Source organism: Methanosarcina sp. DH1, from assembly GCF_020804205.1.
GTDB classification, from domain to species: Archaea; Halobacteriota; Methanosarcinia; order Methanosarcinales; family Methanosarcinaceae; genus Methanosarcina; species Methanosarcina vacuolata.
This window is the reverse complement of record NZ_WJBJ01000010.1, coordinates 134,847-160,917: the sequence shown is the minus strand read 5'-3', so window position 1 is coordinate 160,917 and position 26,071 is coordinate 134,847. Positions and strand designations below refer to the sequence as shown.

Below are 26,071 nucleotides of genomic sequence, written 5' to 3'. Positions count from 1 at the left end.
RCAGAAAACTGTTCCATTTTCAGAAAATATACATATGGTGCACTATGACGAACAACATCCAAAAGAAGGAAGATGTCAGAAATACCGTTTAACTTTACTGGATGCAAAAACTCAAAGAACGATAGCAGATGAACTTTTTGAAGATAAGAGTTCAGAAACCATCAAGGGATTTTTACAGAAAAATCTGGATGCATCAGAGCCTGTGTTTATCGTTACGGACTTTGATAAGAGATACCCTGATATATTAAAGGAAATTTTTGGGGATAAGTTAGTCCATCAATATTGTTTAATGCACTTAAACAAGCTTATTGTTAGTGATTTCCCAAAAAATACAACMATTGAACAGGAATTATTGAAGTACAGGTTATTGAATATATTTTACAATCGAGAGAATGARATTAAATTTCTGGAAGAACTTCTATCTGAAGAACCTAATCTAGTTAATAAAGAAGAAAAACATCAGGAATGGAGTAAAAAMGCAAAAAAGAAATTTTACAAGTATAGAAATGAATTAAAGCTTGAAAGAAGACGRAAAAAGGAAAATCTTCCACTTAATAGTCTTGAAAAAGCAAAATATAACTTCAATAAATTAATGGAAAATATAAGAACATATGATGAATTGGTTCAAAAACGATTGTGGATGATCAATAAACACTGGCTAAATCTTACTTTGTTCCATTATCTTCCAGGAGCGCCGGCGACAAATAATCCTATTGAAAGTTATTATTCAAAAAGTCTAAAAACGGATAACAAGAAGCAGTTCAGGACTGATAAAGGAATTGAGAATCAGATCAAACTTGCTCAAATGAGAAGATTAAATTTGCTCAAGAAACCACAAAAGTCATTTCTGGAATTGTTCAGATTATTTACTCCATTTAAGCTTTAGTAAAAGATATTTTTGAGAGCTGAGTTAAGGATTAAGTAGCGGAGCGTATCGATTTTAGTCAAAAAATTCAGTGAAACAATTAACGGAGTAAAATAATTCTTTGGCATTCCTGCCAAAGAAATCATTTCTCAAGGATTATTACAGTTTATTTGAGCAGTTAGCAGAGAAAAGTGAAGTTTTAAGGACGGAAAAAATGAGAAATCACTAAATTATGAAACTGAGTCCACTATGCTCACTTTTTATTTTAAAAAATACATTTGGTGTGAGAATTATTGAAATAGGAATATTCCTGCGGGCTAAATCTAAAAACATCGTGGGATGGCTTGGAAGAAAAATAGATGAAAAGCCCACAAAATGAGTAGAAGCCCGTACATTCTCCATAAATGCCTTATGAGTATCATAAATATGTTCCTGTTCATCTCTTACGACTCTGCAATCTTTAAGTTCCTGAATTCTGTTCAACAATATCTCAGGAATCGAAGCGAGGTCATGATCTTTCCAGAAAATTTCGTTTGCTTCTATAGCTGTAAGAGTATCCAGTAAGGGCTTGTAATGCATGGCTGAAACTTTTCCTATAGGTGTCAGCCGATACATTCCCTCCTGCCTGATAATCAAATTTGAGCCTTCCATTTCTTTAAGGCGAGGCAGGATTTCAGGTGACCTTACATCAAAATAATCTTTAATTTCGGAAAGAGTTCTTGGATTCTCCTGAAGTAAAAATAGAATATCCTTCCTTTTTTCGGAAAAGGTGAGAATACTTAAGAGTCCGCTAGCTTTCACTTTATCAACCCACTATTTTATTGCGTTTCGGGAGCTAATCGGGGATTAATATCCAAAGTAGGATTTTGCTTCTGGTTTACAATATATAAAATTTAAGTATATACCCCTCTCATTTTTTAACCAGATTAAAGATTAGCAGTTCTATTCAGATGTTATAGCATTGCTAAAATGTTATACGAATTCAATATATATTATCTTTTTCAAAAGTGTACAAGTAATTAATAATTTTTTTCATCTATTCCGGATTTTACGCAGCAGTATTTCGAAAACATAATATAACTTTCAAAATAACGTTTTTTAATATTGAAATAAATTTTATATGTTAATAATATCAGATTATCTTACTAATATAAGCTCAGTATTGATTTCCCTGAAAATAGGACGAAAATCATAATTAAAAAATTAATAATTATTAGCAATAAAAGCCATAATTAATTTAAAAAAGTAAAAACCATAATTAATTTAAAAAAGTAAAAGCCATAATTAATTTAAAAAAGTACATAAGGACCTAAATAAGAAGTGCGTTCAATACGAGGATAAATAAATATGTTTGGGTTCTTCGTTGTTTTGTGCGGATATCCTCATAATATTCTCATAAAAATCAATGCGGTCTTGAATCGAAAATCGTATTATCCATAGGGAATGGCGAAGAACCTTGTATTATTTAGCCTCGTGACTATAAGTAAGAAGAAGCCCGAGAGCAATTCAATCCGTTTGCTGTATCCCCCAATACAGTCGCTTCAGGAGTATGTTCCCATCTAACATATTCTAAAGCAAGAACCGCCAGCTCCCGGGCAATTCTGTCACAATCCACTACTTCGCTATTCAACCATACCTTTTCTCTTCCAGCTCCACAATATAGTAATGAAATAAATTATTTTAAATTAATTATATGAAAAATTACCCGTTAGCGAAAAATAGTTTCATGGAAAATATTTCAAAGCCAAAAAAGGACTGTATCGAAAAATATAAAGATATATAAAGTCCTGACAAAAAATTATTGAAAACAGGATAGAGAAGAAAGGGATATTTCTGGAAAATTAACAAAAAATAATCCCGATCTGGCACAAAAATTAAGTACAAGAATTAATCTATTAGTAAAAGCTTTAACATGCAGTCCTGTAGGGTAGTGGTCAATCCTTCGGGCCTTTGGAGCCCGGGACAGCGGTTCGAATCCGCTCAGGACTATATAAATATTGATAATAGTTTAGGGAAATATTATTTTAAAACTCTGTTTTTTATGCCTTTCCAGATGGGGTTTATCTTAACTCATATTAGGCTTTTTTAACCTCTGGGCGCGCCCCGTAGTCATTTATTGAGTTAGAACTTACGTAAAGCACTATAGGGAAGGAAATAAAAAGTTATGTCAAGCTTGAAGAAGGCTTTCTAATTGTTGACGATTCAATATTAGATTAGGATTTACGCGGTTGAACTGAGAAATCAATAGCGTTAAACCTTCAATTGTCTAAAGCACTAAAAACAAGGCACAATGCCCAGAGTGCTTGATTTTAAACTTCAAGTTCGCAGGTCCTATAAAAAACGCACATGGAATTTTCCAAATGGCAGGCACAAAAAATGAAAGTACTTGAAAGCACTTTCATGCCAAAATAAATTACAGAATTTTTCCGGAAAGTTCAATATCTGAACTTGTTACCTGCCGAGCCTACTCCTTTTATATGATAAAGTGATCTTTATGTCATACTTCTTAGAGACGCCTATCCGTGTTGTTTATTAAGAAGAGAGAGCATAAGGTAATGTTAACCTGTTCCAGACCCTGTATAGGCTTTACCTCGAAAGCGAAGGAAATTGCCGCAGGTTGAAAAGAGACCGCTTCGAGCTAAGGGAGAATTTGTCTGTGAAAATGAGAACGAAAATCGTGTTTATGCTCCTTGCCCTGATGGTGGTCTTGGTATCGGGCTGTATGGAGCAAAAAAAGGAAATTGTCATAGATAAACCTGGCAATATATCTAGTTATGAATTTGAAATTTTTCAGAATGAATCGAGCAATCAAACGCTTGCAAATACCACTACCTACTACCTGCTGGAAAACGATACAAAAGTACAGGTTGTCTATATTTTAGTAAATACCAGTAAGCTTGAGATCTATCCTCCTGACATCCTGAGCGGCAGTTCCGAGGAGAATCCGATTCAAAATTTCGTGCAGCTTGTAGGCCCGGCAAACGAGACTGCAGCGAACCCGAAAACGTTTGAAGAACTTTCCACCAGAAATGAAACTTCGGCTATTAATTATACTCTGACTCAGGAAGTTACCCAGGGTATGAAAGTTATAAACCTGGAGTTTAAGGAACCTGTTACAGGTTTTATCGCATATACGCTTGATAATTCGGGAGAGCAGAGTTTTACATTTGTTAAACCCGATTCCGAATTCATCCGTGTAGTACTTCCAGAAGGATATGTTACTGGCAACAGGGTATTCGGGATAGCAAGGCCTGAGCCTTTGAGTGTAACCTATGATGAAAAAGAAAGGCAAACGCTCCTGTGGATTTCCTCGAAGATGGGAGACCGAGAAGAGACCATTCAGGTGAAATACTATACCCAGTCAGCACCCCTGCTATTCTCAGCCGCAATTATAGCCCTGCTCTGCGGAGTTGGCTTTGTACTTTTACATTATGTTAAAAGTAAAAGGGAACTTGAGGCTGTTAGAGGAATCCTCGATCTCGAAAAAGAATATGAGAAGAAACAACAAAAAAAGAAATGATCATAGGAGGGTATTTTTCCTCCATATTTTATTCCTGAATAATAACTCTTTTTGAAGTTAATAAATTATTTATGACAGTTTACCGTATTTCCTTATTGATGAAAACCTGGGGAAAAATACGAGCTAAAGAGTTCTTTTCGTTAAAATCACCATCTGAAGCCGTAACTCCTATTATAGGCTCCCTCCTTATGTTGATTGTTCTGGTCGCACTTGCAGGTGTGGTTGCTATCAGTTTTTCCAATATTGCCAATGAAGGCAAAAGCACTCAACCGCTGATGGCAAAGATTTCACTTGAATCGTGCGAAGGAGGACTTTCGCCTAATAATTATGATGAGGATGAGAAAGAGGATAAAAAGAGAGCCCGTTTTCAAGAAAATAAGATTGTGCTTGTACACGAAGGAGGTGATTCTCTGCCCTTAGATTCTATCTCGATAAAGATATTCGGGTATGGGAATTCCTACAGGCCTGTTTTTGGACAGGATTTTCTTACAGGAAACACTTCCCTTCTCTACCTAGATTTGAGTTCTCAGGGAAAAAATGACACATGCTATGATCTTAATAATAAAGCCACTCTTGAAGATGGCTCATGGAATGTCGGGGAAAAACTTGTTCTCTGCGGGCAGGATAGTGAAATAGGAGCTACTAAATCGAGCGTAAAAGTTAGTGTAGATGGGGACAGTAATACTTCTGACAATTACGGTTTTAAAGCAGGTTCTGAAATTACCCTTAAGATTATTGACACAAAAAGCAAAAATGTCATTGCTGAACAGAGAGCTATTGTAAAACATTATGAAGGCTAAAATTGAAAGAGAGAGTTCTCCTCTTTTAGAAAATCTCTTTTTAATTTTAAGTTGTTTTCATTACCGAATATTGGATTTTTAGTCGATTGATTTGACTTTTATGAGAACCATTTCTGAACTTCATTATTCCAGAAGTTATAGAAATCTCCGGGTTACTGCCGATAACCTTGATATTTAGCATCAAGGAAACACTTGTTTTCAATTTAAAAAGAAGAATAAAGGATTAAAAAGACAAATTGAAAGGAAAAAATGTAGATAACAGCTTATAACTTAATATAGTAAGTAAATGAAAGAGATTTTCATCAAATGATTCATTATAAGCTTTTGTTTTCAAGATAAACAATAAAATTATAATTAAAGAGAAAGAACAATAGTTAATAATAGAAATATTCAGGGAATATATGGGCTAAATTTTATAAATTGGAAAATGAAAGCTAAACATAATTGTTTTTAATATATAACTCCCTGATGGCTTCTAATAAGTATTAAACACATAATTATTATATTTTTTTGAGATTAAATATCAAATAAAGTGTGTTTAAAAATACGATTTCTATAAAGCTTTACTTACACAAGTATGGTTATATTTTATTTAGCCTATTTAGGAGCTGTTGACACAGAGTCAACGGCACTATGTTGGTCAAAATAGGACTTATGCAATTGAACTAACAAAAATCATTGGTGGCTGTATTTACTCTATCACTTCAACTGCATAGTTCCAAACTGATCAACAAAAAATTTCGATAAAGCTACAGCAGTTTATATAGAATATATAAACAACCAGCTGAAAAATGGAAATTTATCGAAATTTATAGAGGCTAAAAAATGTTACAAAAAATGAAAAAGGCATTAGCAATTCTACTTGCAGTCTGTTTTCTGGCTACAGTAACAGCTGGAGCAGTAAGTGCAAGTGAAAATAACAATGGAAATTGTGTAGTGCATGAAGATCATAACAAACAAGTTATCAAGAAAGTAATCAAACCAGTCCAGAAACCAGTAACTAAGAAAGTAGTTACACCAGTCCAGAAACCAGTAACCAAGAAGGTAGTTAAACCAGTCCAGAAACCAGTAACCAAGCCTGTAACAAAGACCAGGCTATAACTATCTTGAGTTACAAAATAGATAAAAACTTGATACATTCTTTACCTAAAAATATATGGTAAATTTTGGATATGGCTTATAGGACTTAAGAACCATTTTTTAGGTTATATAAGGGTTCTATAAGCCATGTCTAATTCTTGAATAAACAACAATTAGCTAATAAACCAAAAAGCATTGAAACATCAGTTCTCTAATTAGGTGTTATTAAACAAAAAATCGCAGTTGATTTTACCCTCAAATCAAAAGCACAAAACCTTTGCCAGACAGCAATATTTTAACTTAAAATATTGCTATTTTTCTACTTTTCGATCTTGCTTCCTTCATTCTTTGATACCTGCAAAACTAATTATGAGCTCAACCCAAAACCAATTTTACTTTCAAAAATCAGTAAAGTTTCATACTATTTTCCTGATCTGAAACATAACTGCCCTAGTGCATTGATTCCAAAGTATGTCAGGAATGAATTTTTTGAAAACCACTGAAAGCACAGAAAACACGGAAATAAGTAGTAAAGGCGTGTTTCTTCCATGCTTTCCGTGTTTTCCGTGTTTTCCGTGTTTTCCCTGGTTGTAATCTCCAGATAGAATCGCTCTGCGACCGGCTGTGTTTTCCGTGTTAAAGAATTCCATGTGACTTGAAAATAATATTTGAGTCGTAAGCCGTAATTATTTCCTTATTATGTACTTATTTGAGAATCGATGCACTAGTGTCGGATCAACCGGAAAATGTCGTATAAAATCGATTGCAATTATTCGTAATTATTAAATCCTTGATGATTGACTCGACGCTAGTTACTCAAATGCTTATTGTTGAAATTTTTCAAAGTTTTGGCATTTTGCCTTTATTGAAAACTTCCAGCAGGCTATTTTCTTAATCTTCGGTTGAGATAATAACTGCAAATATACGAACCATTTCCCAAAAACGATAACAGGAAAAAATGTTGTTTTTTGAAGGCATATACGAAAATCAGTTGATGGCAATGGCTCATGGAATGTAGGGGCAAGGCTTGTTCTCTAAGGGCAGGACAGCCCTGAAGGACCTATTGTTTCCAGTGTTAAAGTAAAGAGGCAACGGGAAAAGTGATACCTCAGGTAATTATGGCTTAAGGTCGGTTCCAACATTATTCTTAAGGTCATTGAAACTAAAAGCAGCAAGGTTATTGCTGAACAAAGAGCTACTGTAAAACATTATGAAAGCTAAAACTGGAAGAGATGGCTTTTTGTCATTCCCTGTGGATAAGACGATTTTCAATTCGAGATCGCATTGGTTTTTATGAAGACATTACGAGGATATCCACACAAAACAACGGAGAGCCAAAGAGATTTCTTTTCATACGTATTCGGTTAAGGAATTTTCTTTCCAGAAAGCTATCGATTTTGCATTAGAAACCAGCTTTCAATTTTGGCCTGTTTACATGAAATCAATACCCTGCTCCATTTCACAATTTATTCAAATATTTGCCAAATGTTGAGGAAATAGACTCAATTTATCACGATTTTTTACTTAACCGAAGACGCATGGATTTCTTTTTAATTTTGAGTAATTTCCATTACCGAAGACTCTTTCCGCAGATCAAATAATACTGGTAGTTGAAAGCTACCGGTTCCCGGAAAAATTCTCTTTTTTTTAAATTACATGGATTTTAAGGATTCCAACAGGAATCAATCCTGAAATTAAAGGTTATATTCCAAATTCGATGCCTTATAAAGCTTCTTTTATAAATATAAGTATTATAATATCTTGGAATATGTAAGTATTTTTATATTTTTTCCAGCTAATTCAAGACATGTCAACCGTTGATGGTTGGCAGGAAATTAGAAGACAATAAAACGATAGGACTTATGCTATTGAACTGAGAAAACAATAGCAGGAATCTTCTGTCATTCATAATAAAGTACATCTGACAGATTTATTCGCGCTTTATTTTGAACCTCATATGCATGAGTTCCGTAGGAAAAAACACAATTGTATCAAAGTATATTGAAAATTATATTAAAAATTGTATTAAAACGTATTAAAAATAGATCAAAATATATAAACTATCAAATTAAAACAAAAAGAGGATTCGTATTATGGGAATAAAAACATTTGACGGAATAAAAAAGCTCATGTGTATGTTTACACTTGTCTTTTTTGTAATGTCATTGACAGTTGCATCAGTAAGTGCAGGGTCAAATGATACATATAAAGTAGAGAAGGCAAAGTTAGATGCAGAGAAGACTAAATTGGAAAAAGAAAAAATAGTAATATTAAAAGAGAAGGCTACATTAGAAAAAGAAAAAAAGACATTGGAAGCACAGAAGAAGAAACTGAGCACGAAAAATAAAACTGACAAAGAATACCAGAACTGGCTCAAAAATTACAACAACTTTTTAACCAAATATAACAAATGTCTGAGCAAATATAAAACATGGGAAACCAAATACAACACCTGTGTAAAGAACTATAAAGTTCTGGAACAAAAATACAAGAAATAAAGGCAGTGAGAACCGGCTATAAAATAAAAATATAAAAGGTGGCTATAAAAGACAGTGCGCCAATTTTCTGTAAAATCATAAGTTTTTGGATGTTGTGGGATAGAAGATTCGATATGTGCAGATAAATTTCATCCATAGCGTACAAAAACTTAAGTTGAATTTACAGCAAACTTGCGACACTGCCAGGTAATTTCCTACCAGGATTTACGCACTTGAGGGACAAATAAAAGCATGTATTGATCTGTCAGGAATATTTATATTCAGGCATTTCAATGCTTTATGCTATTGATTTCTCAGTTCAGGTGCGTATTCCTGCCTAAATATAAGCTCTTTTATTATAAATATATTCACAATTTCTCATCATATTCCTGCTACGCACATCCACCATATTCCCGTTACACACATATTATTGGAGTTGTATTTTGGGTCTATCGTTCGTTTTGGATTTGGAAGGCAGGAGCTTATTTCTATAGAATTTAGTCTCATTATCGATCTTTGCCTATTTGGACCTAAAGAAGTCAGGTCAAAGCCCGGCTCTTTCGATCAGCAGGTCTGCCACATGTTGTGCATCTTTGAACGGAAAATCCTTTTCAGTAATCAGGCCTTCCGCCTCTCTTGCAGTAACTTCAACATCACCAATTCTGCCTGTGGTGTCAAGCCCTTCAGGCAAGGCAGCAATCAACTCGTCCATTGTGTTTATGGGAAATTTTGCATCTTTAAGAATTTCAATGATCTGTTCGTAAACCTCTTCCTTTACGCCCATCTTTTCCCTCCTATACGATTCTCTTTAGTTCTCACTTTAAAGAGCCTATAAGTATTGACTCCTGCCCATAAATCCTGTTTTCATTTTATTTCCACATTTCCTTCAGGTTCACTTTTCCCCGTAGATTAAATGGTACTTGTAATTATAAGCTATCCGTTTCCTGAACGTCATGTCCTCTTTCTGAAGGTCCATGATATCTTTCAGGTCGACGTCTTTTATATTATTGAATCCCGCAGCCCTGAAGTATTCAAGCATTTTTTCAGGAGAGACTCCATGCCTGTTTGGAAGTTCACTGTCTATCTCTCTGGAGTAATGCCCTTTTCTGGGATTCCTTCTTTCAACAAGCAAAGTGCAGAAATCACTTACAAGCCTCCTTGCGTTTGTTTCTATCGAACCGTCATTCCAGACCCCATCAATAACAATAAGCTTTCCTCCTTCCACAAGCACCTTTTTCCAGTTCTGGACCGCAGTATCAGGGTGAGGAAGGGTCCAGAGGAGATGGCGATTGACAACTACATCAAATGAACCTGCCTCAAAAGGAGGAACTTCAGCATCCCCTTTTTTGAAGACACTATTAAACCCTCTTCGAGAAGCTTTTTCCCTGGCTTTTGCAAGCATTTTTTCTGAAAGGTCAAGGCCTGTAATGTGATGCCCCATTTCAGCAAACAGCAACCCAATTTCGCATGTCCCGCAACCTACGTCAAGCACCTTTAGCCTGCCTGGAGGAAGAAGGTTTTTAAACACATTTTTCCAGGCTTCTCTTTCGGCTTCACTCGTGATCCCATGCCCTTCATGGCTGTCATAGGTCTCGGACGAAACGTCCCATATGCGGGCAATATTCTGTTTGATCTGGTTTTCCTGAATGGTCATATATTAACAACTCTCTTTATGTTTTCAATTGAAGTGATGATCCCGTTATCGAGATAGGCAATCCTGTGGCAAATCTTCCTTAACACTTCAAGGTCATGGGAAATCAGCAAGTAGGAAACGCCTGTCTCCCTCTGAAGCTTCTGCATAAGGCGCAGGATCTGTGCCTGCACTGAAACATCAAGCATAGAAGTCGGCTCGTCAGCAACAATAAAATCAGGAGATAAAGCCATGATCCTTGCGAGCACTATCCTCTGGATCTCCCCCCCACTGAGCTGAACCGGATAACGAGCAAGATGTTCAGGGCGCAGCCCTGTAAGTTCTGCCAGTTCCTCGCCCCGCTTCAGGAGAGCATCTTGTTTTAGCCCGGAATGAAGTTTGAGGGGCTCTATAAGGTTCTCAAAAGCTTTCATACGAGGGTCAAGAGAAGTCTCAGGATGCTGGAAAATCATCTGGATTTTAGGGCGCAGTTTTCTGAACTCTTTTTTACCCATATTCAGTATATTCGCCCCCTGAACCCGGATTTCTCCGCCTGTGGGTCTTTCAAGCCCTACAATGCATTTGCCGATAGTGGTCTTTCCTGACCCGCTTTTTCCGAAAAGTCCAAGAGTTTCTCCGCGAGATACTGAAAAACTGACGTTTGTGAACACATCCAGAGTCCCAAAGCTCATTGCCAGTTCGTTTACTGAAAGGACTGGAAGTGACACCTGATCCAGCCTCCTTTATGGTTTTTCATCTCAGGATGTTTTCTGAAGCACTCAATACTGGAGTACCTGCACCTCTCATGGAAAAAACAGCCATCAGGAAGTCTTATCCTGCTTGGGCTCTGCCCGCTCAGGGGAACAAGCCCGTTTCTGGGTTGAGCCCGGATAAGCCCTTTTGTATAAGGATGCAGGGGTGTGTTCAAAACTTTTGAAGCTTCATCCAGTTCCACAATCTCTCCTGCATACATCACAGCTATTCTGTCGCAAACCTCAAGAGCCAGATCAAGGTCATGAGTGATCAGGAGCATTGTCTTCCCATATTCTTTTTTTATTTTAGTAAAAAGCTCCACTGCCCCTTCCTTTGCTTCGGGGTCCAGCCCTTTTGTAGGTTCATCCGCAATCACAAGCTCGGGCTCAAAAGAAAGAGACATGCAAGCGATCAACCTCTGCCTCATGCCTCCAGACAGCTGGTGGGGATAGAGATCACAGAGTTTTTCGGGGTCTTTCAAAAGAAGTTTTTTCATAAGCCTTAGCGATTTTTTCATCCCCTCTTTTTTGTCAACCCCTCTTTCTTCGAAAACTTCCTCTACCTGAAGCCTGTTTTTCAGGACAGGGTTCAGGGCTCCGGCAGGGTTCTGGGGCATGAGAGAAATGCGTTTCCCCCGGATTTTTCTGAGTTCTGAAGGTCTAAGAGAAAAAAGGTCCTGTCCATGAAAAAACACTGTTCCTGAAATAATCGCATTTGCCGGAAGAAGCCTCAGCAGGGAAAGGCCGATAACAGATTTCCCTGACCCGCTTTCCCCAATAATTCCAAAAGTTTCGCCTTCCCTGATCTCAAAGAAGACGTGAGAAACTGCTGTTACAGTGTTCTCACCTGCGGGAAACTCAACCGAAAGGTCTCTTATTTCAAGCAGACTCAATCGATTTCGCCTCCTTCGTGATTTGGGTCAAGGATATCCCTCATACCGTCTCCAAGGATACTGAAAATAATCACAATGAATGTTATGGCAAGCCCTGGAAAGATAGTCTGGTAAGGGGCTGTCCTCATGAATTCTTTTCCTGCGGAAAGCATTGCCCCCCATTCAGGCACATCGGCAGGCAGCCCTATTCCGAGAAAACTCAATGTAGCAATAGAGAGAATTACGTGTCCGAAATCTATTGTGGCCAGCACGAGGAGAGTGGCTATGGCATTGGGCACAATATGCTTGCGCATTATGTAAAAATCTCCGGCCCCGCCAGTTATGGCAGAAAGGACAAATTCCTGTTTTTTGATTGAAAGGACCTGCCCCCGCATCATCCTGGCGTACTTTGCCCAGTGGACTATCGAGAGGGCAAGCATCAGGTTGAAAACCCCGGCTCCGAGTGCCCCCATGATAGTGAGGGCAAAGATAACCGAGGGAAAAGAAAGGAAGATGTCTATAACCCTGGAGATACTTTCATCCACAAGGCCCCCATAATAGCCTGCTGCACAGCCCGCCGCAGTTCCCAGAAACAGGGAAATCAGAACTACTCCTGCTGCAATTGAAAGGGACGTCCGGGCTCCTATAAGGATTCGGCTCAGGAGGTCCCTTCCAAGGTAATCCGTACCCAGGATGTGCTCCTCTGAAGGGCTCAGATTCTTGTTCTTCAGGTCAATTGCATTGGGGTCGTAAGGGGAAAGCAGTGGAGCAAAAATGGCAAGCACGGCAAAAAGCAAAAGGACTGCCAGTGCAAAAAGCATATCTTTCCTTTGAAAAATTCTTTTTACAAATTGACTTCCGTAAGCTTCCGGAAGTGAGAAACTCTTTTTTCTTAACTTATTAGCAAATACATTGTCCATAATATCAGCCGTACCTTATCCGTGGGTCCAGATGCGTATAGAGCATATCCACAAGGAAATGCACAAAGAGGAACATCGTAACGATTGCAAGCACACAGCCCTGGACCACAGGCAAATCCCTGGCAGAAATAGAGTCCACAAGCAGGCTTCCTATCCCTGGCCAGGCAAAGATCTTTTCAATCACAACAGCCCCTCCAAGCAAGCTTCCCATCTGAAAACCAATAACTGTGATAACAGGTAGCATTGCATTTTTAAGGGCATGCCTGCTTACGATTTTCCATAAAGGAAGTCCTTTGGCTTTTGCAAACCTGATGTATTCCTGTCCCAGGGTCTCAAGCATGCTTGTCCTCGTAACTCTCATAACCGCAGCAATGGAATGAAGAGAAAGGGCTGCGGCGGGCAAAAGCAGATTTTCCAGGCTCCCGTAACCTGTCACAGGCACGAGTTTCAGCTTCAGGGAAAATATCAGGATAAGAAGAAGGGCTACCCAGAAACCGGGCATTGAAACTCCAAAAAGAGTCACAATCCTGAGAATGTGATCCGAAATCTTGTTTTCCCTGAGGGCTGAGTAAATTCCCAGGCTTACTCCTGCAAGTATTGCAATTAACATACTCACCAATGCGAGCTGGATAGTTGCTGGAAGGCGTAAAGCCAGAAGATAAAGGACTGGCTTTTTGAAAACATAGGAAGTTCCGATGTCCCCTTTTAATACTGCTTCTTTAATCCACCTGAAAAATTGCAGGTAAAGAGGGTCATCCAGGTCATATCTATCTGAAATCTGGTTAAGCTGTTCTTCGGTAACGCTTTCTTCCAGGCCCACAAATGTGTGCTTGAGGACTAAATTAGCCGTGCCTCCCGGAATTACGTTCATAAGGAAAAAAGTCAAAGCACAAACTGCAAAAAGCGTAAGTGCCATGAAACCTGCCCTTTTTATGAAATATTTCATGTTTTCGCCTCAACCCGGACAGAAAGAAAGCCTATCTATCCGTACTACTTTGAGTGAATATGGACCCAGGTTTAGAGTCTGAAAAATTCAGACCCTTCCCTGAAAATCCCTTCAGCTTTTATTTTCCAGATACATGTCCGCATTTATCCGGTAGTCGTGGGCTGTCGGGTCGAAAACATATCCTTTTACATAATCTTTTTTCACGATTGCACAGCCGTAGTAAGCCACTATGATCATGGGCTGTTCATCATAAACGATAGATTCTACCTCATTGAACTTTTTATAGCGTTCATTCAGATCCGTGATTTTTCTGGCTTCCGTTATCAGAGCATCTACTTTAGGATTGGAATATCCAGGTCCATTATCAGTGCCATTTGTCATATACCAGTTCGTAAGAATATATTCCGGATCAGGAACCATTGCGATATTGTAAGCTGCAAGGTAGATGTCCCAGTCTCCTTTTTCTCTTCTGTCATCTATTGACCCCATTTCCATAACTTCTGTCTCTATGCCTATTCCTGCCTCCTTTAACTGGGCAGCCATAGCTTCAGCCATTGGAGGAAGTCCAGGCCTTGCAGCATAAGTCATCAGGTTGAGCTTGAGGGGTTTTCCGTCCTTATCCCTTATTCCGTCCCCATCAGTGTCAACCCAGCCTGCAGCTGTCAGGAGCTCATCAGCTTTCTCAAGGTTCTGGCTGTAGGGCTTCAGACTCTTATTTGCCCAGACCATTGTGGGCAGGAAAGGACCTGCAGCAGCTTCTCCTACATTGTATAGCACATTTTCTGCGATATCAGACCTGTTTATGGCATAGGACATAGCCTGCCTTACTCTGACATCTTCAAGAGGTTCATGCTTCAGGTTAAGGTCAAGTTTGTAGACTCTGGGAGTTTTGTACTTCTCTACGTTAATGCCGTCTATGGCGTTAATCCTGTCAGTTTCACTATAGGGTACATCAACGGTGAAGTCAACTTCTCCATTTTCGATTGCCATTGCCCTTGTGTTTGGATCAGGTATCCCCTTAAGGATAATTTTATCAAGCCCTACTTCTCCTCCCCACCAGTTTTCGTTCTTTACGACTGTCAGAACTCTGGTCTGTTCGTCAAAGGATTCGAATTTATACGGACCCGTTCCAACAGGTTTTACAAATTCTCCTTTTTCATTATAAGAAGAGGGACTTATTATAGCAGTATCAGGATAATGGAGAACTCCAGGAAGGATAGGGTTGATTTCTTTGGTTTTGATTTTAAGAGTATAGTTGTCAACTATTTCTATAGAATCTATTTTTAGCATGGAAGCAACTTTCGCATTTTCCGAGATGACTTTTTCCAGAGTGAAATTTACGTCTTTTGCAGTCATTTTGCTTCCGTCATGGAAGGTAACATTATCTCTTAGCTTAAATTCCCAGGTATTTTCATCAAGTTGTTCCCAGGAAGTTGCAAGCCCGGGCTTAAGCGAGAAATCTTCATTGGCACCAACAAGAGTTTCGGTTATTGCAGCTTTCTCGCAGATAAGGGTACCATCCCCATTAATTGGATCAATCGATTCGATATTCCACATCTCACCAAGTACAAGTGTATTAGTTTCAGAATCTCCTGCTGGTTGGGAAGCATTATCTGATCCTGAGTTAACCTCCGTCCCGGAGACTGTGTCTTTTGCTCCACTTTCTTCTGTACTGCTGCACCCGGAAGTAGTCAGGATGGCGCAGGTCAGCAGGAAAATTAATAATATGATCAAGGGGGAGTTTTTATTTTTCATTTTGGAACACCATCTTTTTTAATGAATTTTATTTTCGGCCGCAGATGAGATAGTACTGATAACTGCGTACAACCCGTTCACCTAACGGCATCTTCTCTTTCTGGGCCGCTCTTACTTCTTTCAGGTCAAAGACCTGGATATTTTCAAAGTCCGAATTAGACAGATACTCCTTTACTTTTTCAAGCGGAGCTCCTCCGGAATGCGGGAGCCGGGCTTTGAGTTCATCTGAATAGTCAGAGTGTCCTTTTCGGGGGTCTTTTCTTTCAAGGAGCAGTGTCAAAAGAACACCTGCGTTTCTTCGAATCCTGGACTCCAGAGTCCCGCTGTCCCATACTCCATCGATAATCACAACTTTTCCATTTTTCCGCAGGAGCTTATTCCAGTTCTCCACGGCTGTTTTCGGATTCGGGAGTGTCCAGAGAAGATGACGGCTGAACACAATATCAAAAGAAGATGTATCAAAAGGAGGGTTTTCTGCATCTCCCTCCATAAAAGTTGTTTCAGCTCCGCAGGACTCAGCCTTTGCTTTTGCGATTTTCAGCATTTGTCCGGAAATGTCAATCCCTGCAACCTCATGCCCCATTTCAGCAAACAGTAAGCTTAATTCTCCTGTCCCGCAGCCAACGTCAAGAATTTTCAAACTTTTTTCCGGAAAAACCTTTAAGAAAGCACGCTTCCAGGCGTCTCTTTCTTTTTGGCTCTGTATCCCATGTCCTGCATGAGTATCAAAAGTCCCTGATGCAAGGTCCCATTTATGGGCTACCATCTCTTTTATCTGGATTTCTGAAGAAGACATTAACAGGTACTTAATTATCTTATGATTAATAATTTTCTATTTTGTAACACTATTTGTAATAAAGAGATTTTTTAATAACATTAAGTATAGTTGGAGTTTAGAAGAATACAAAAAAGAATATATTTTTGTTTATTTTTTACTTAACAGCAATCTTCTTAACTGAGGCCCAGGGAAAGAGATGGAGGAGATAGAAAATTATATATATAGATACTAGGAAATAGGTAACCGTTTTCCGTAGATATTTTTAGTTCAAAATTAGAATAAGACCACAAGCGTTCTTCAATTATTAATTATACATATTCTGCGACTGTGTATTTTTACAGGATAAAACCTCTATATGCATTATGTTTGCATGAACATAACAACCAAATATTAAAAAGTGTGTCAGGCGTTTCTATGAATCAAAAAATATATACTATATTGCTTCTCCCCCTTCTGCTTCCAATTGTTATGCTCTCTGGATGTGTAGAAAATACTGATCAACCGGCTGTCCCGACCTCAAGCACTGAACTTCAGAATTCAAGTACAGTGCAAATCACCGACATGCTGGGAAGACAGTTAACTGTGCCTGCGGAAATATCCTCGGTTATAGGCACTTCTTCGCCTTCCGCCATCCTTGTGTATATGCTTGCACCGGACAAACTTGCAGGCTGGAACTCCAAACAAAATTTTACCCAACCCTTCATGGATGAAAATTACTCAAATCTACCTGTAATAGGAAACTGGTTAGGAAGCAAGACCGGAAATTATGAAACTATAATTGATATGCATCCTGACATTGTTATTGAAAGTACAGCCACAAATGGAGAAACTAATGAAGCTATAGAACGCAGGCAGGAAAATCTCGGCAACATTCCAGTGGTGGCTATTAATGATTCAATTCTTTTTGTGACACAATCTGATCCTACTATCGAATATGTGGGCAAGCTGCTTAATTGCGAAGCCCAGGCAAAAAAACTGATTGAATTCCGCAGTTCAATTCTTAATGAAATCAACAGTACTGTAAAAGACATACCCGAAAATGAAAAAGTACGGGTTTACTATGCCGAAGGCCCTGAAGGCCTGATGACCGACCCTTCGGGCTCGCAACATTCTCAGGTAATTGATATCTGCGGAGGTATCAACGTTGCCGACTGTCCTCTCACGCCTGTAAGCGGCATGACCCAGGTCTCAATAGAACAGGTCATGAACTGGAACCCCCAGGTAATTATCACTTCCAATCCACAGTTCTACGCAAGCGTATATTCAGACACTATCTGGAAAAGCGTGGATGCTGTCCAGAACAAAAGGGTATATCTCGCTCCTCAGAATCCTTTCTGCTGGATTGACAGACCTCAAGGCCCTCACCTTATCCTGGGAACTGCCTGGACTGCAAAAATGCTGTATCCTGATCTTTTCGCAGATATGGACCTCTCCGAACTGACCCGCAAGTTCTACTCGGAATTCTTCCACTACGACCTTAAGGATAAAGAACTTAACACGCTCCTTAACCCTGCAACTAAAACCTGAACATGGGTGAAAATTCCTCTCCAGTAATTGCGTGAAATTTACATTTTTTAGTGGGCAACGCGGACAAATTTCGATTTTTGCCCCCGTTTTCCCCTTATTAATTATTTGCCTCTGTCCCATATCTGCTTTAAATATGTACGCTTTAAAACATAATGTATGTCGAGCACGTATTTTCTAAACTTTAAAAAAAGAATTTATCTATATTGTCTTTTTTTAACAGGAAATTCCTATTTTCATCGATAATTTTATAAAATATATGTTTATATATATTGAGCGCGAAAGTCCTGTCTTCCGTATTTATAGATATGTTGAGCTTTACATATCTGGAAGCTGCATAGCTTTGGCTGGTGTTTTTTTCTGTGGCCGGCCAATATTAGGGTTCTCTCCCTTATATTGAAATTTCGCCCCGGTATAACATAAAAAATAAGTAAGTTCCTGTAAAAAAGTTACTTATAAAAAGTTACCTATAAATACGCTGTATCCTTCTGCGTTATATTGGAATTTAAAGAATTAGGACTTGTGCACCTGCAAGAAGAAGTCACACACAACAAAAGTCATAATTATATGAAAGTTAGACAGTTGAGAGTTAACGCTACCCACATTTAAACCGCGTAAGTCCTAACAATATAATTCCGCCAGATAACCTGACTGTCTTAAATTCATCCTTTTAATACTTGACATCTTTAGCGTTATGTTTATTTAAACATAACGGTGAAACCCACGGTGGTGTACAAATTGCACAAAAATTCAGATGAAGAAAAACACCAGATGGAGACGATTCTGAAGCAAGTAAAGGATCCAGAACTACTTTCACAGATCGAAAAAGTAGTCCCCTTTCACGGCTTCCTGACCTCTGGGGCATTAATCGGCATCCAGATGCTCAATATCGCAAGACGGGAGCTCGATGTCCGGGACGGGGAACGCATATACGTGACCTGCGAAACAAAAAGCTGTATGCCTGACCCATTCCAGATCCTTGCCGGAGCTACCATCGGAAACAATGGGTTGAAGATCATGAACTTTGGGAAGATGGCGGTCACGGTAAACAAACAGGCGCCTGAAGGAGCTAACAGCATAAAAGGGATACGAATCCTCCTCGACCCTGAGAAAACAAAGGATTATCCCAAACTCCACGCCTGGTTCCTGAACACCGAAAAACTTCCTCATACGGAGGTTTTACCAATCCTCCTGGCTGCAGGAGAAAAAGTGTATTCCTGGAAATTTGTGGACCTTGAAGTTCCGGTTCGAATGAAAAAGAGGATACAGTGCTGTAAAAATTGCGGTGAAATGTTCATTCAACATGATAACGAGCTGCTGTGCGGCGGTTGCACAGAATAACGTTGAGAGGTAAGCAAAATGCAAGAAGATATGCGATTGTCTGTCTTTGCCGAAAAAAAAGACAAGCAGCTGATCTATTCCCCCGAAAAATGCATTGGCTGCGGGACCTGCGTACAGGCATGTCCCAAAGGTAACCTGGCCATAGGGGCTGTTGGAGCTATAACAAGAGGGTTGGTAGATGCGGATTTCCTGGAAATGAAAGAAAGTGAAGCCTGCCTGGTCTGTGGAATTTGTGCGAAAGTTTGCCCCACAGGTGCTCTTGAAATGAAGCAGGAAGGAAAAACCCTCACTGACATTTCTTATCTTTTCAGGGCTATGAAACCGACGTCAGTAAACGAAAGCTGCGTCCACTGTGGGCTTTGTGAGGATATCTGCCCTCAAGGCTGTATTGAGGTAACACGGGATATTTCAGCGGATGGAAAACTGAAGCTTGTTGGAAAAACCAATATTGATACCGAATGCTGTGTCCACTGTGGCTGGTGTGCAGCAGTCTGTCCGGTGAATGCTATTTCTGTAGAAAAGCCCTTTGATGGGCGCTGGACCAGGGATGAGGATGTCTGCCAGACCTGCCACACCTGTGTGGAAGTCTGTCCTGCAAATGCTATTTTCAATAAAAAAGCTAAACCTGGAGAAAGAGTCGAAAAGATCAGTCACCGCCCTGATGCCTGTATTTACTGTGGGGCCTGTGCAGTTGCCTGCCCCGTTAACGCCATAGATGTCAGAAAAACTGCAATTCTCCCGGAAATGGATAAAAAGGGCGTTCTTGAGAAGAAGCTGCTTGAAACCCCTGCTCCAGAGGCTATGCTCCGTACTCGCCTGGAAACCGACGAAGCTGCATGCCTGGGCTGCGGAAACTGTGTAATTGTCTGTCCCGTGAATGCCTATTCTGACCGTGAGCTTGCAGCCGGGCATCTGAACAACATGGACGAAAAAGCTCTTCTTGGGGTTAAGAACGGGAGAATTTCAGTCATAGACCAGGACCGCTGTGGAGCAGATGGAGCCTGCGCCATGATCTGTCCTGTTGACGCTATCAGGCTTGTAAAAAAAGAGGTGGAATAAATGGCAGGAACAATTGCAATTAAGAACGGATACGTCTTTGATCCCCTCAATGAAATAAATGGGGAAATTATGGATGTCTTCATCAAGGACGGAAAAGTTGTAAGAGAGCTTTCTGCAGCCGACCTAAAAGACGCAAAGGTTATTGATGCCTCTGGTATGACGGTTATGCCCGGAGGGGTTGACTCCCACTCTCACGTTGCAGGTGCAAAGGTTAACGCCGGCAGGTCGATGCGTCCTGAAGACCATTATAAATCAAATATTCAGAAGACTTCACATACCCATTCAGGCTCAGGTTACACTGTTCCCTCTGTTTACAAACAGGGATACGATTACGCAGCAATGGGCTATACAACTGTTTTTGAGGCTGCGATTCCCCCTCTTGAAGCACGTCACACTCATGAAGAGATGCGCGCGACTCCGCTCCTTGACATGGGAGGATATCTGATACTTGGAAACAACTTCTTTTTGATGCGCTACCTCAGAGATGGAGATATCGAAAAGGCTGCAGCTTATGTGGCCTGGATGATGAAAACTCACAAGTCCTATGGAATTAAGTGTGTCAACCCTGCAGGAGTCGAAAACTGGGGCTGGGGTAAAAACGTACACTCTCTTGATGAAGCAAACATCCACTTCGAAATTACCCCAAGAGAAACTATAAAAGGGCTTAGCGAGGTCAATGAACTCCTCGGCATGCCTGTACCTCTTCACCTGCACGCAAATAACCTTGGACATCCCGGCTGTTATACAATTACTAAAGATTCCCTCAAAATCCTCGACGGCATAAAACCCAGGCAGGATATGGATGTGGAATGGGCTGAAACCAAAATTGACCCTTCAAGGGACCGTTCCGTATACCTCGCCCACATGATGTTCAATAGTTTTGCAGGCACTACCTGGGGAGACTGTGAATCCGGGGTAAAAGATATTGCAGAATATATCAACAACAAAGACCATGTAGTAATCGATAGTGGATGCACGCCCTTCGGAGAAGCAACGGTTATGACAGGAGATGGGCCTGCCATCCAGGATATGTACAAGCTTACAGGAAACAAGTGGTCGAATACTGACGTTGAGATGGAGGGTGGGTCAGGTGTTATTCCCTTCACTTACTTAAAAGCTAATCCGGTACACAGTCTACAGTGGGCAATGGGACTTGAATGTCTCCTGCTTATCAATGACCCCTGGAAGACAATTATGACCACTGACAGCCCCAACGGTGGGCCGTTTACGAAATATCCGGAAGTTATGACCTGGATCATGTCCGAAGCTTTCAGGAAACAGACCTTTAGCGAATGCCATAAATGGGCAAACGATAGGAGTGAACTCGGAAGCATAAACCGGGAACTTTCCCTCTATGACCTTGCGATCCTGACCAGGGCAAACCCTGCTAAAACAATTGGTATGGCCCACAGGAAAGGTTCTCTTGGATTGGGCGCTGATGGAGATGTCACAGTCTATAATATAAATCCACAGCAGCTTGACACAAACAACTATGAGGCTCTACTTCAGGCTTTCAGGAAGGCCGAATACACTGTAAAGGGCGGCGAAATTGTATCTGTTAAAGGAGATATTGTTTCCGTACCTGAAAAGCGGACCTATTATTCCGATGTACATGTAGAAGACGAGCGGGAAAAGGAGATGCTGGTCGACGTGAAGGAATGGTTCAGGTACTACACCCTGGGCTTTGCTAACTATCCAACTCCAGAAAAGTATCTGAAAAATCCGACTCCCATACAGGTTAACGTGGTGAGGTGAGGTAATGACAGAGGGAGTTCTTATTAATAAAAATGAAATTGAAAGTAAACTTGAGGCAGTTATAAAGCCGGGCTCATTTGCTGGCGAAAGCGCTGAAAAAATAGCAGAAGTAATGCTTATTCCTAAAAAAGAGATTGACATTAAACTGGAAGCCGACGTTATAACTCCTGACGCCTTTGCAGGCAAAAGTGCCGAAGAAATTGGAAACCTGGCAATCTGGCAGGGGCCAAAGACCTATCCTCTCTCCGAGTTTTTTGAAGTAATAGGYAACGGAGGAAGTTCTGCAGCCGAGACCCTCATCCGCATAAAAGGTGACGCAATAAGAGTAAAAAGAATTGGWGAAGGCATGAGCGCAGGAAAAATCGAAATTGAAGGTTCTGCTGGCATGCACGTAGGCACCGGGATGAAAGGGGGAGAGATCGTCGTTTACGGAGACGCAGATTCMTGGGCAGGTATGGAAATGACAGGCGGACTCCTGAACATAAAAGGCAACGCTGGAGACCACGTGGGCTGYGCTTACAGAGGAAAATGGCACGGCATGAAAGGTGGACGGATCGTTATCGAAGGCTCTGCTCGCCATCAGCTYGGAGGCGGCATGGACGGCGGAGAAATTCTTGTAGAAGGCAATGTTGAAAGCTTCTGCGGAATCCGTCAGAACGGCGGGCTAATCTTCGTAAAAGGAAACGCTCTTCGTGGAGTCGGTGCTGAAATGGCAGGAGGCACCATCGTAGTTGGAGGCAAAATCGAGCGCTTCTCCCCAGGTTTCGAATTTGTATCCATGGAAAACAGCGTCACATCCGGAGAGGTTGAACTAATAGGCGAATTCAAGAAATTTACAGGAGACTTTGCGATCAGCAAGCGGGCAAAAGGAGCGCTTTACGTGGTTGCAGATACAAACCCTGAACTCTGAGGTGAGAACTATGGAAGTAATACTCATTAGCGGAAGTACGATTAATGAAGGCAGGCTTGCCAAAGGCGGGGACAAGTTTACAGACGAGTACACTATAGAGTGTGCATCGTGCTGGATTTCACCTGTAGATTTTGCATCACTTTGCTCTCCTTCTAAAGTAAAAGTAACAAGCCGGAACGGAAAACATTCGATTGTTGTTTACACAAAATGTACGGATGCAGTCCAGCCGGGACAGGTGTTTATGCCAAGAGCCATCTGGTCGAATGTTATCATTGATCCTGATACTCTTTCCACGGGTTCTCCCCTCTATAAGGGTGCCCCGGTAACAATTGAGCCCACTGAAGAAGAGGTCCTTAGTGCCGAAGATGTAGTATTGAAAATTTATATCGGAGGGCAGTGAGTATGATTTACAAAAACATAGTCTGTCCGGTCTGCGGGGCATCCTGTGACGATATCCAGGTTGAATTCGGAGACGGGAAGATTGAAGCTAAAAACGCATGTAAGATGGGAAATGCCAAATTTCAGGAAGTTGTAAGTTCCCACAGGCTCAGGCAGCCCCTTATAAAGAGCGAAGGAAAATTAACCCCTGCCGCCTGGGATGAAGCTCTTGAAAGAGCAGCCGATATCCTTGTTTCGGCAAAGCGCCCACTGCTTTTCATGGGCAGTGAAACCTCCTGTGAAGCACATGAAATAGGGCTCAAGATAGGGGAATACCTTGGTGCAATTGTTGATTCCAATGCCACTATCTGCCACGGGCCAACCGCTATGGGAATTCAGGAATCCGGAAAAGTCGGTGCAACTGAAGGTCAGAAGAAAAACAGGGCAGACCTCCTGGTTTACTGGGGAACCAATCCTCTTGAATCCATGCCGAGACAGATGTCAAGGTACGCAGTTTTCCCGAGAGGTTACTGGACAAAACGCGGACGTTTCGACAGGACAGTTATTACTGTAGACCCGAGAAAAACTCCAACTGCTGAAGCATCCGACCTTCACGTACAGCTAAAACCCGGCTCGGATTACGAACTGATTAGCGCACTTATGACTCTGCTTCACGGAAAAACTCCCCATCCGTCGGTAGAAGAGATCACAGGAGTTCCCATTCCCGTCATGGAAGAAATGCTCGATATGATGAAGAACTGCACCTTCGGAGCCATCTCAGTGGGTCTCGGGCTTTCCTCCTCCATCGGAAAACACAGGAATGCCGAAATTGCCATGAATTTTGTAAAGGAGCTGAATAATTTCTCCAAGTTTACCCTCGGAGCTCTCCGTGGCCACTGTAACGTTGCAGGTTTTAACCAGGTTGCTTCCTACATGTACGGGTACCCCTTCGGGCTTGACTTCATGCGTGGACATCCACGTTACAACCCTGGAGAATTCACAACCGTAGATTTGCTTCGAGAAAAGGACGTGGATGCAGCTCTTGTAATGTGTGCTGACCTTGTCTGCCACATACCTGCAGATTGCGCTTCTTTACTTGCTGAGATGCCCATGATCTGCCTTGATATCGCTCCCTGCCCGACCGTGGCTGCTTCGGATATTGTACTTCCGGGAGTCATTGACGCTATGGAATGCGATGGGACTTTCTACAGGCTGGACGACGTTGCCGTGCACTTCGAACCTTTCACAAGCTCGCCCTTCGAGTTTACGAAGAGCAACGAAGACACCCTGAAGCAGCTCTTTGAGAAAATCAAGGCACGAAAATAAGTTAAACCTGTTTTCACGGATCCTTTTAAAGGATAGTGCAAAACAAATAGATGATGTGAGAGTGATTAAAGCTCTCACTTTTTTTCATTTCATTTTCCTGCGGGCAGAATGCCAAAATTTGGCGATAAAGGTCAAATTAAAAATCATTTTATTTTGAAGAGTGTCAAAATTTTTTAATATTGCCTGCTGTTTGATGCCGTAAGGTCTCAACTTCTTATTTTTCAACCCTTTCCCTTTCCTCTTTCCATTACTTCGGTATATTTTTTTCTTCAATATCGGGAAGCTTTCATAACTGCGACCGTAGTTGAAGTTTAAGTAATTCTTTAATATGTGCGGATACATCTATGACTTGCTAGAATTGTCTGAATTGCCAGTGAACAAAGTATTGAAAAAGGAGTAGGTGAAAATGTCACAGGAAAATAAAAACGATAAGCTTTATTACGTTATCGTTGCGCTATCCGTTGTTCTGGTGCTAATGTCAGCAACGATATACGCCATTTCACAGAGTGGGGCCGAAGATAATACGGAAAATACTATTTCCATTAGTGGATATGCTGAACAGAAAGTTATCCCTGATACGGCAACAATGAACATCGGTGTTGTAATTCAATCTGAAACTGCAAAGGAAGCGACAGATAAAAACGCAGCCCTTATGAACGCTGTAATAGCAGAACTCAAAGCAATGGGATTGCAGGACAAGGAAATACAGACATCGTATGTTTCCGTATACCCAGTATACAACTATGATGCAAATGATACGCAAACAATCAAAGGTTACTCTGCATCCAATAGTGTGCAGGTCACAACCAAAAATCTCGACAACCTGAGTGAGATCATTGATAGGTCCACAGCCGCAGGCGCTAATAATATTGAAAGCGTTTCATTCTCAGTATCAGATGACAAGCAAAAACAGCTTCGTGAAGACCTGATGAATAAGGCAGTAGCAGATGCATCCTCTAAAGCCACTACGCTTGCTAAGAGCCTGGGTGTTGAGATAAACGGCGTGCAGACGTCATCTGTAAGTGAAACCGGCGGCTCCGGAGTAGAGTCCAAATACGATATGCAAACAGAAACAGCAGTAGGGGCAGTTTCCACTCCAATTCAGCCAGGCGAGTCTACCGTCTCAATGTCAGTACAGGTCACTTACTACATTGAATAAGGATTTAGACAAGTGGTTTGAGCACTGAAGTATATAAATGATCAGGAGTTGCAGATAAAGAAGGTTATTTGCAACTTCTCAGATCAATGCGTCTTCTTGTATAATCCATCGGTTGACGCCTATGGGCTTCTCTTTTTACTTTTTATATGTGATTTTATGGGAGCTGGAATGTATTTTATCCTGAAATTTATCCTGAAATAATTTCGCCTTAAAACTCTCTTTGA

Annotated in this window: 23 protein-coding genes and 1 tRNA gene; 14 read left to right on the top strand and 10 right to left on the bottom strand. The window is 40.7% G+C overall.

Annotated elements, in window-relative coordinates:
• Positions 1-886: ISNCY family transposase (locus tag FXW07_RS05725; protein ID WP_229394604.1), on the top strand; the 886-nt coding region annotated here is incomplete at its 5' end.
• Between the two features lie 204 nt (positions 887-1,090).
• On the opposite strand, the gene FXW07_RS05720 is transcribed toward FXW07_RS05725, so the two are convergent.
• Positions 1,091-1,666 (bottom strand): winged helix-turn-helix domain-containing protein, encoded by a 576-nt coding sequence (locus tag FXW07_RS05720; RefSeq protein WP_229394603.1) that lies wholly within the window; start codon positions 1,664-1,666, stop codon positions 1,091-1,093.
• Between the two features lie 1,115 nt (positions 1,667-2,781).
• Between FXW07_RS05720 and FXW07_RS05715 the strand changes: the two genes are divergently transcribed.
• From FXW07_RS05715 to FXW07_RS05700, 4 genes are all read left to right on the top strand, one after another.
• Positions 2,782-2,854 (top strand) — tRNA-Gln (locus tag FXW07_RS05715).
• Between the two features lie 673 nt (positions 2,855-3,527).
• A complete protein-coding gene (locus tag FXW07_RS05710) occupies positions 3,528-4,385 on the top strand; it encodes a DUF5803 family protein (RefSeq protein ID WP_229394610.1) in 858 nt (285 codons plus the stop codon).
• 98 nt (positions 4,386-4,483) lie between these two features.
• On the top strand, positions 4,484-5,185 hold the full coding sequence (locus FXW07_RS05705) for a type IV pilin N-terminal domain-containing protein (protein ID WP_229394602.1): 702 nt from the start codon (positions 4,484-4,486) through the stop codon (positions 5,183-5,185).
• 825 nt (positions 5,186-6,010) lie between these two features.
• Positions 6,011-6,286, top strand: a complete 276-nt coding sequence (locus tag FXW07_RS05700; RefSeq protein WP_229394601.1) for a hypothetical protein — start codon at positions 6,011-6,013, stop codon at positions 6,284-6,286.
• Positions 6,287-6,681: 395 nt separating this feature from the next.
• Here the strand turns inward: FXW07_RS05700 and FXW07_RS05695 are convergent, their stop codons facing one another.
• Positions 6,682-6,915: a hypothetical protein gene (locus tag FXW07_RS05695; RefSeq protein WP_229394600.1), complete on the bottom strand. Its 234-nt coding sequence runs from the start codon at positions 6,913-6,915 to the stop codon at positions 6,682-6,684.
• A 1,443-nt stretch (positions 6,916-8,358) separates the two neighbouring features.
• Between FXW07_RS05695 and FXW07_RS05690 the strand changes: the two genes are divergently transcribed.
• The gene (locus FXW07_RS05690) at positions 8,359-8,763 is read left to right on the top strand and encodes a hypothetical protein (RefSeq protein WP_048123056.1); all 405 of its coding nucleotides are present in this window, start codon (positions 8,359-8,361) and stop codon (positions 8,761-8,763) included.
• A gap of 523 nt (positions 8,764-9,286) precedes the next feature.
• Here the strand turns inward: FXW07_RS05690 and FXW07_RS05685 are convergent.
• The 8 genes from FXW07_RS05685 to FXW07_RS05650 form a co-directional block, all read right to left on the bottom strand.
• Positions 9,287-9,526, bottom strand: a complete 240-nt coding sequence (locus FXW07_RS05685) for an MTH865 family protein (RefSeq protein ID WP_229394599.1) — start codon at positions 9,524-9,526, stop codon at positions 9,287-9,289.
• A gap of 108 nt (positions 9,527-9,634) precedes the next feature.
• On the bottom strand, positions 9,635-10,396 hold the full coding sequence (locus FXW07_RS05680; RefSeq protein WP_229394598.1) for a class I SAM-dependent methyltransferase: 762 nt from the start codon (positions 10,394-10,396) through the stop codon (positions 9,635-9,637).
• Positions 10,393-11,100: a dipeptide/oligopeptide/nickel ABC transporter ATP-binding protein gene (locus FXW07_RS05675; protein WP_229394597.1), complete on the bottom strand. Its 708-nt coding sequence runs from the start codon at positions 11,098-11,100 to the stop codon at positions 10,393-10,395. Before FXW07_RS05675 ends, FXW07_RS05680 begins: the two co-directional genes overlap by 4 nt.
• Complete coding sequence (locus FXW07_RS05670) at positions 11,076-12,017, bottom strand: ABC transporter ATP-binding protein (RefSeq protein ID WP_229394596.1); 942 nt, start codon at positions 12,015-12,017, stop codon at positions 11,076-11,078. Before FXW07_RS05670 ends, FXW07_RS05675 begins: the two co-directional genes overlap by 25 nt.
• Positions 12,014-12,916, bottom strand: coding sequence for an ABC transporter permease (locus FXW07_RS05665; RefSeq protein ID WP_255678742.1), 903 nt, complete (start codon positions 12,914-12,916; stop codon positions 12,014-12,016). The genes FXW07_RS05670 and FXW07_RS05665 overlap by 4 nt, the downstream gene beginning before the upstream one ends.
• Positions 12,917-12,920: 4 nt before the next feature.
• A complete protein-coding gene (locus tag FXW07_RS05660; protein ID WP_229394594.1) occupies positions 12,921-13,862 on the bottom strand; it encodes an ABC transporter permease in 942 nt (313 codons plus the stop codon).
• Positions 13,863-13,973: 111 nt separating this feature from the next.
• Positions 13,974-15,617, bottom strand: coding sequence for an ABC transporter substrate-binding protein (locus FXW07_RS05655; protein ID WP_229394593.1), 1,644 nt, complete (start codon positions 15,615-15,617; stop codon positions 13,974-13,976).
• 28 nt (positions 15,618-15,645) lie between these two features.
• Positions 15,646-16,413: a class I SAM-dependent methyltransferase gene (locus FXW07_RS05650; RefSeq protein ID WP_229394592.1), complete on the bottom strand. Its 768-nt coding sequence runs from the start codon at positions 16,411-16,413 to the stop codon at positions 15,646-15,648.
• Positions 16,414-16,809: 396 nt separating this feature from the next.
• On the opposite strand from FXW07_RS05650, the gene FXW07_RS05645 reads away from it, so the two are divergent.
• From FXW07_RS05645 to FXW07_RS05610, 8 genes are all read left to right on the top strand, one after another.
• The gene (locus tag FXW07_RS05645) at positions 16,810-17,922 is read left to right on the top strand and encodes an iron ABC transporter substrate-binding protein (protein ID WP_229394591.1); all 1,113 of its coding nucleotides are present in this window, start codon (positions 16,810-16,812) and stop codon (positions 17,920-17,922) included.
• Between the two features lie 735 nt (positions 17,923-18,657).
• The gene (locus tag FXW07_RS05640; RefSeq protein ID WP_048123072.1) at positions 18,658-19,260 is read left to right on the top strand and encodes an FmdE family protein; all 603 of its coding nucleotides are present in this window, start codon (positions 18,658-18,660) and stop codon (positions 19,258-19,260) included.
• An 18-nt stretch (positions 19,261-19,278) separates the two neighbouring features.
• Positions 19,279-20,319 (top strand): 4Fe-4S binding protein, encoded by a 1,041-nt coding sequence (locus FXW07_RS05635; protein WP_229394590.1) that lies wholly within the window; start codon positions 19,279-19,281, stop codon positions 20,317-20,319.
• Positions 20,320-22,074, top strand: a complete 1,755-nt coding sequence (locus FXW07_RS05630) for a formylmethanofuran dehydrogenase subunit A (RefSeq protein ID WP_229394588.1) — start codon at positions 20,320-20,322, stop codon at positions 22,072-22,074.
• 4 nt (positions 22,075-22,078) lie between these two features.
• Positions 22,079-22,984 (top strand): formylmethanofuran dehydrogenase subunit C, encoded by a 906-nt coding sequence (locus FXW07_RS05625; RefSeq protein WP_048123078.1) that lies wholly within the window; start codon positions 22,079-22,081, stop codon positions 22,982-22,984.
• Positions 22,985-22,994: 10 nt separating this feature from the next.
• On the top strand, positions 22,995-23,384 hold the full coding sequence (locus tag FXW07_RS05620) for a molybdopterin dinucleotide binding domain-containing protein (protein WP_048123080.1): 390 nt from the start codon (positions 22,995-22,997) through the stop codon (positions 23,382-23,384).
• A 2-nt stretch (positions 23,385-23,386) separates the two neighbouring features.
• Positions 23,387-24,688 carry a formylmethanofuran dehydrogenase subunit B gene (locus FXW07_RS05615; RefSeq protein ID WP_229394586.1) on the top strand — a complete coding sequence of 434 codons (1,302 nt, stop codon included), beginning with the start codon at positions 23,387-23,389 and terminating at the stop codon, positions 24,686-24,688.
• A 406-nt stretch (positions 24,689-25,094) separates the two neighbouring features.
• Positions 25,095-25,847 (top strand): SIMPL domain-containing protein, encoded by a 753-nt coding sequence (locus FXW07_RS05610; RefSeq protein ID WP_229394585.1) that lies wholly within the window; start codon positions 25,095-25,097, stop codon positions 25,845-25,847.
• Positions 25,848-26,071: the final 224 nt, after the last annotated feature.

Bases quoted from the DNA above. Each gene is read 5' to 3' on its own strand.
- FXW07_RS05655 (WP_229394593.1), bottom strand. From the start codon at position 15,617: ATGAAAAATAAAAACTCCCCCTTGATCATATTATTAATTTTCCTGCTG.
- FXW07_RS05680 (WP_229394598.1), bottom strand. From the start codon at position 10,396: ATGACCATTCAGGAAAACCAGATCAAACAGAATATTGCCCGCATATGG.
- FXW07_RS05710 (WP_229394610.1), top strand. From the start codon at position 3,528: ATGAGAACGAAAATCGTGTTTATGCTCCTTGCCCTGATGGTGGTCTTG.
- FXW07_RS05695 (WP_229394600.1), bottom strand. From the start codon at position 6,915: ATGGAATTCTTTAACACGGAAAACACAGCCGGTCGCAGAGCGATTCTA.
- FXW07_RS05705 (WP_229394602.1), top strand. From the start codon at position 4,484: ATGAAAACCTGGGGAAAAATACGAGCTAAAGAGTTCTTTTCGTTAAAA.
- FXW07_RS05660 (WP_229394594.1), bottom strand. From the start codon at position 13,862: ATGAAATATTTCATAAAAAGGGCAGGTTTCATGGCACTTACGCTTTTT.
- FXW07_RS05690 (WP_048123056.1), top strand. From the start codon at position 8,359: ATGGGAATAAAAACATTTGACGGAATAAAAAAGCTCATGTGTATGTTT.
- FXW07_RS05615 (WP_229394586.1), top strand. From the start codon at position 23,387: ATGATTTACAAAAACATAGTCTGTCCGGTCTGCGGGGCATCCTGTGAC.
- FXW07_RS05700 (WP_229394601.1), top strand. From the start codon at position 6,011: ATGTTACAAAAAATGAAAAAGGCATTAGCAATTCTACTTGCAGTCTGT.
- FXW07_RS05635 (WP_229394590.1), top strand. From the start codon at position 19,279: ATGCAAGAAGATATGCGATTGTCTGTCTTTGCCGAAAAAAAAGACAAG.
- FXW07_RS05645 (WP_229394591.1), top strand. From the start codon at position 16,810: ATGAATCAAAAAATATATACTATATTGCTTCTCCCCCTTCTGCTTCCA.
- FXW07_RS05650 (WP_229394592.1), bottom strand. From the start codon at position 16,413: ATGTCTTCTTCAGAAATCCAGATAAAAGAGATGGTAGCCCATAAATGG.
- FXW07_RS05665 (WP_255678742.1), bottom strand. From the start codon at position 12,916: ATGGACAATGTATTTGCTAATAAGTTAAGAAAAAAGAGTTTCTCACTT.
- FXW07_RS05620 (WP_048123080.1), top strand. From the start codon at position 22,995: ATGGAAGTAATACTCATTAGCGGAAGTACGATTAATGAAGGCAGGCTT.
- FXW07_RS05610 (WP_229394585.1), top strand. From the start codon at position 25,095: ATGTCACAGGAAAATAAAAACGATAAGCTTTATTACGTTATCGTTGCG.
- FXW07_RS05685 (WP_229394599.1), bottom strand. From the start codon at position 9,526: ATGGGCGTAAAGGAAGAGGTTTACGAACAGATCATTGAAATTCTTAAA.
- FXW07_RS05630 (WP_229394588.1), top strand. From the start codon at position 20,320: ATGGCAGGAACAATTGCAATTAAGAACGGATACGTCTTTGATCCCCTC.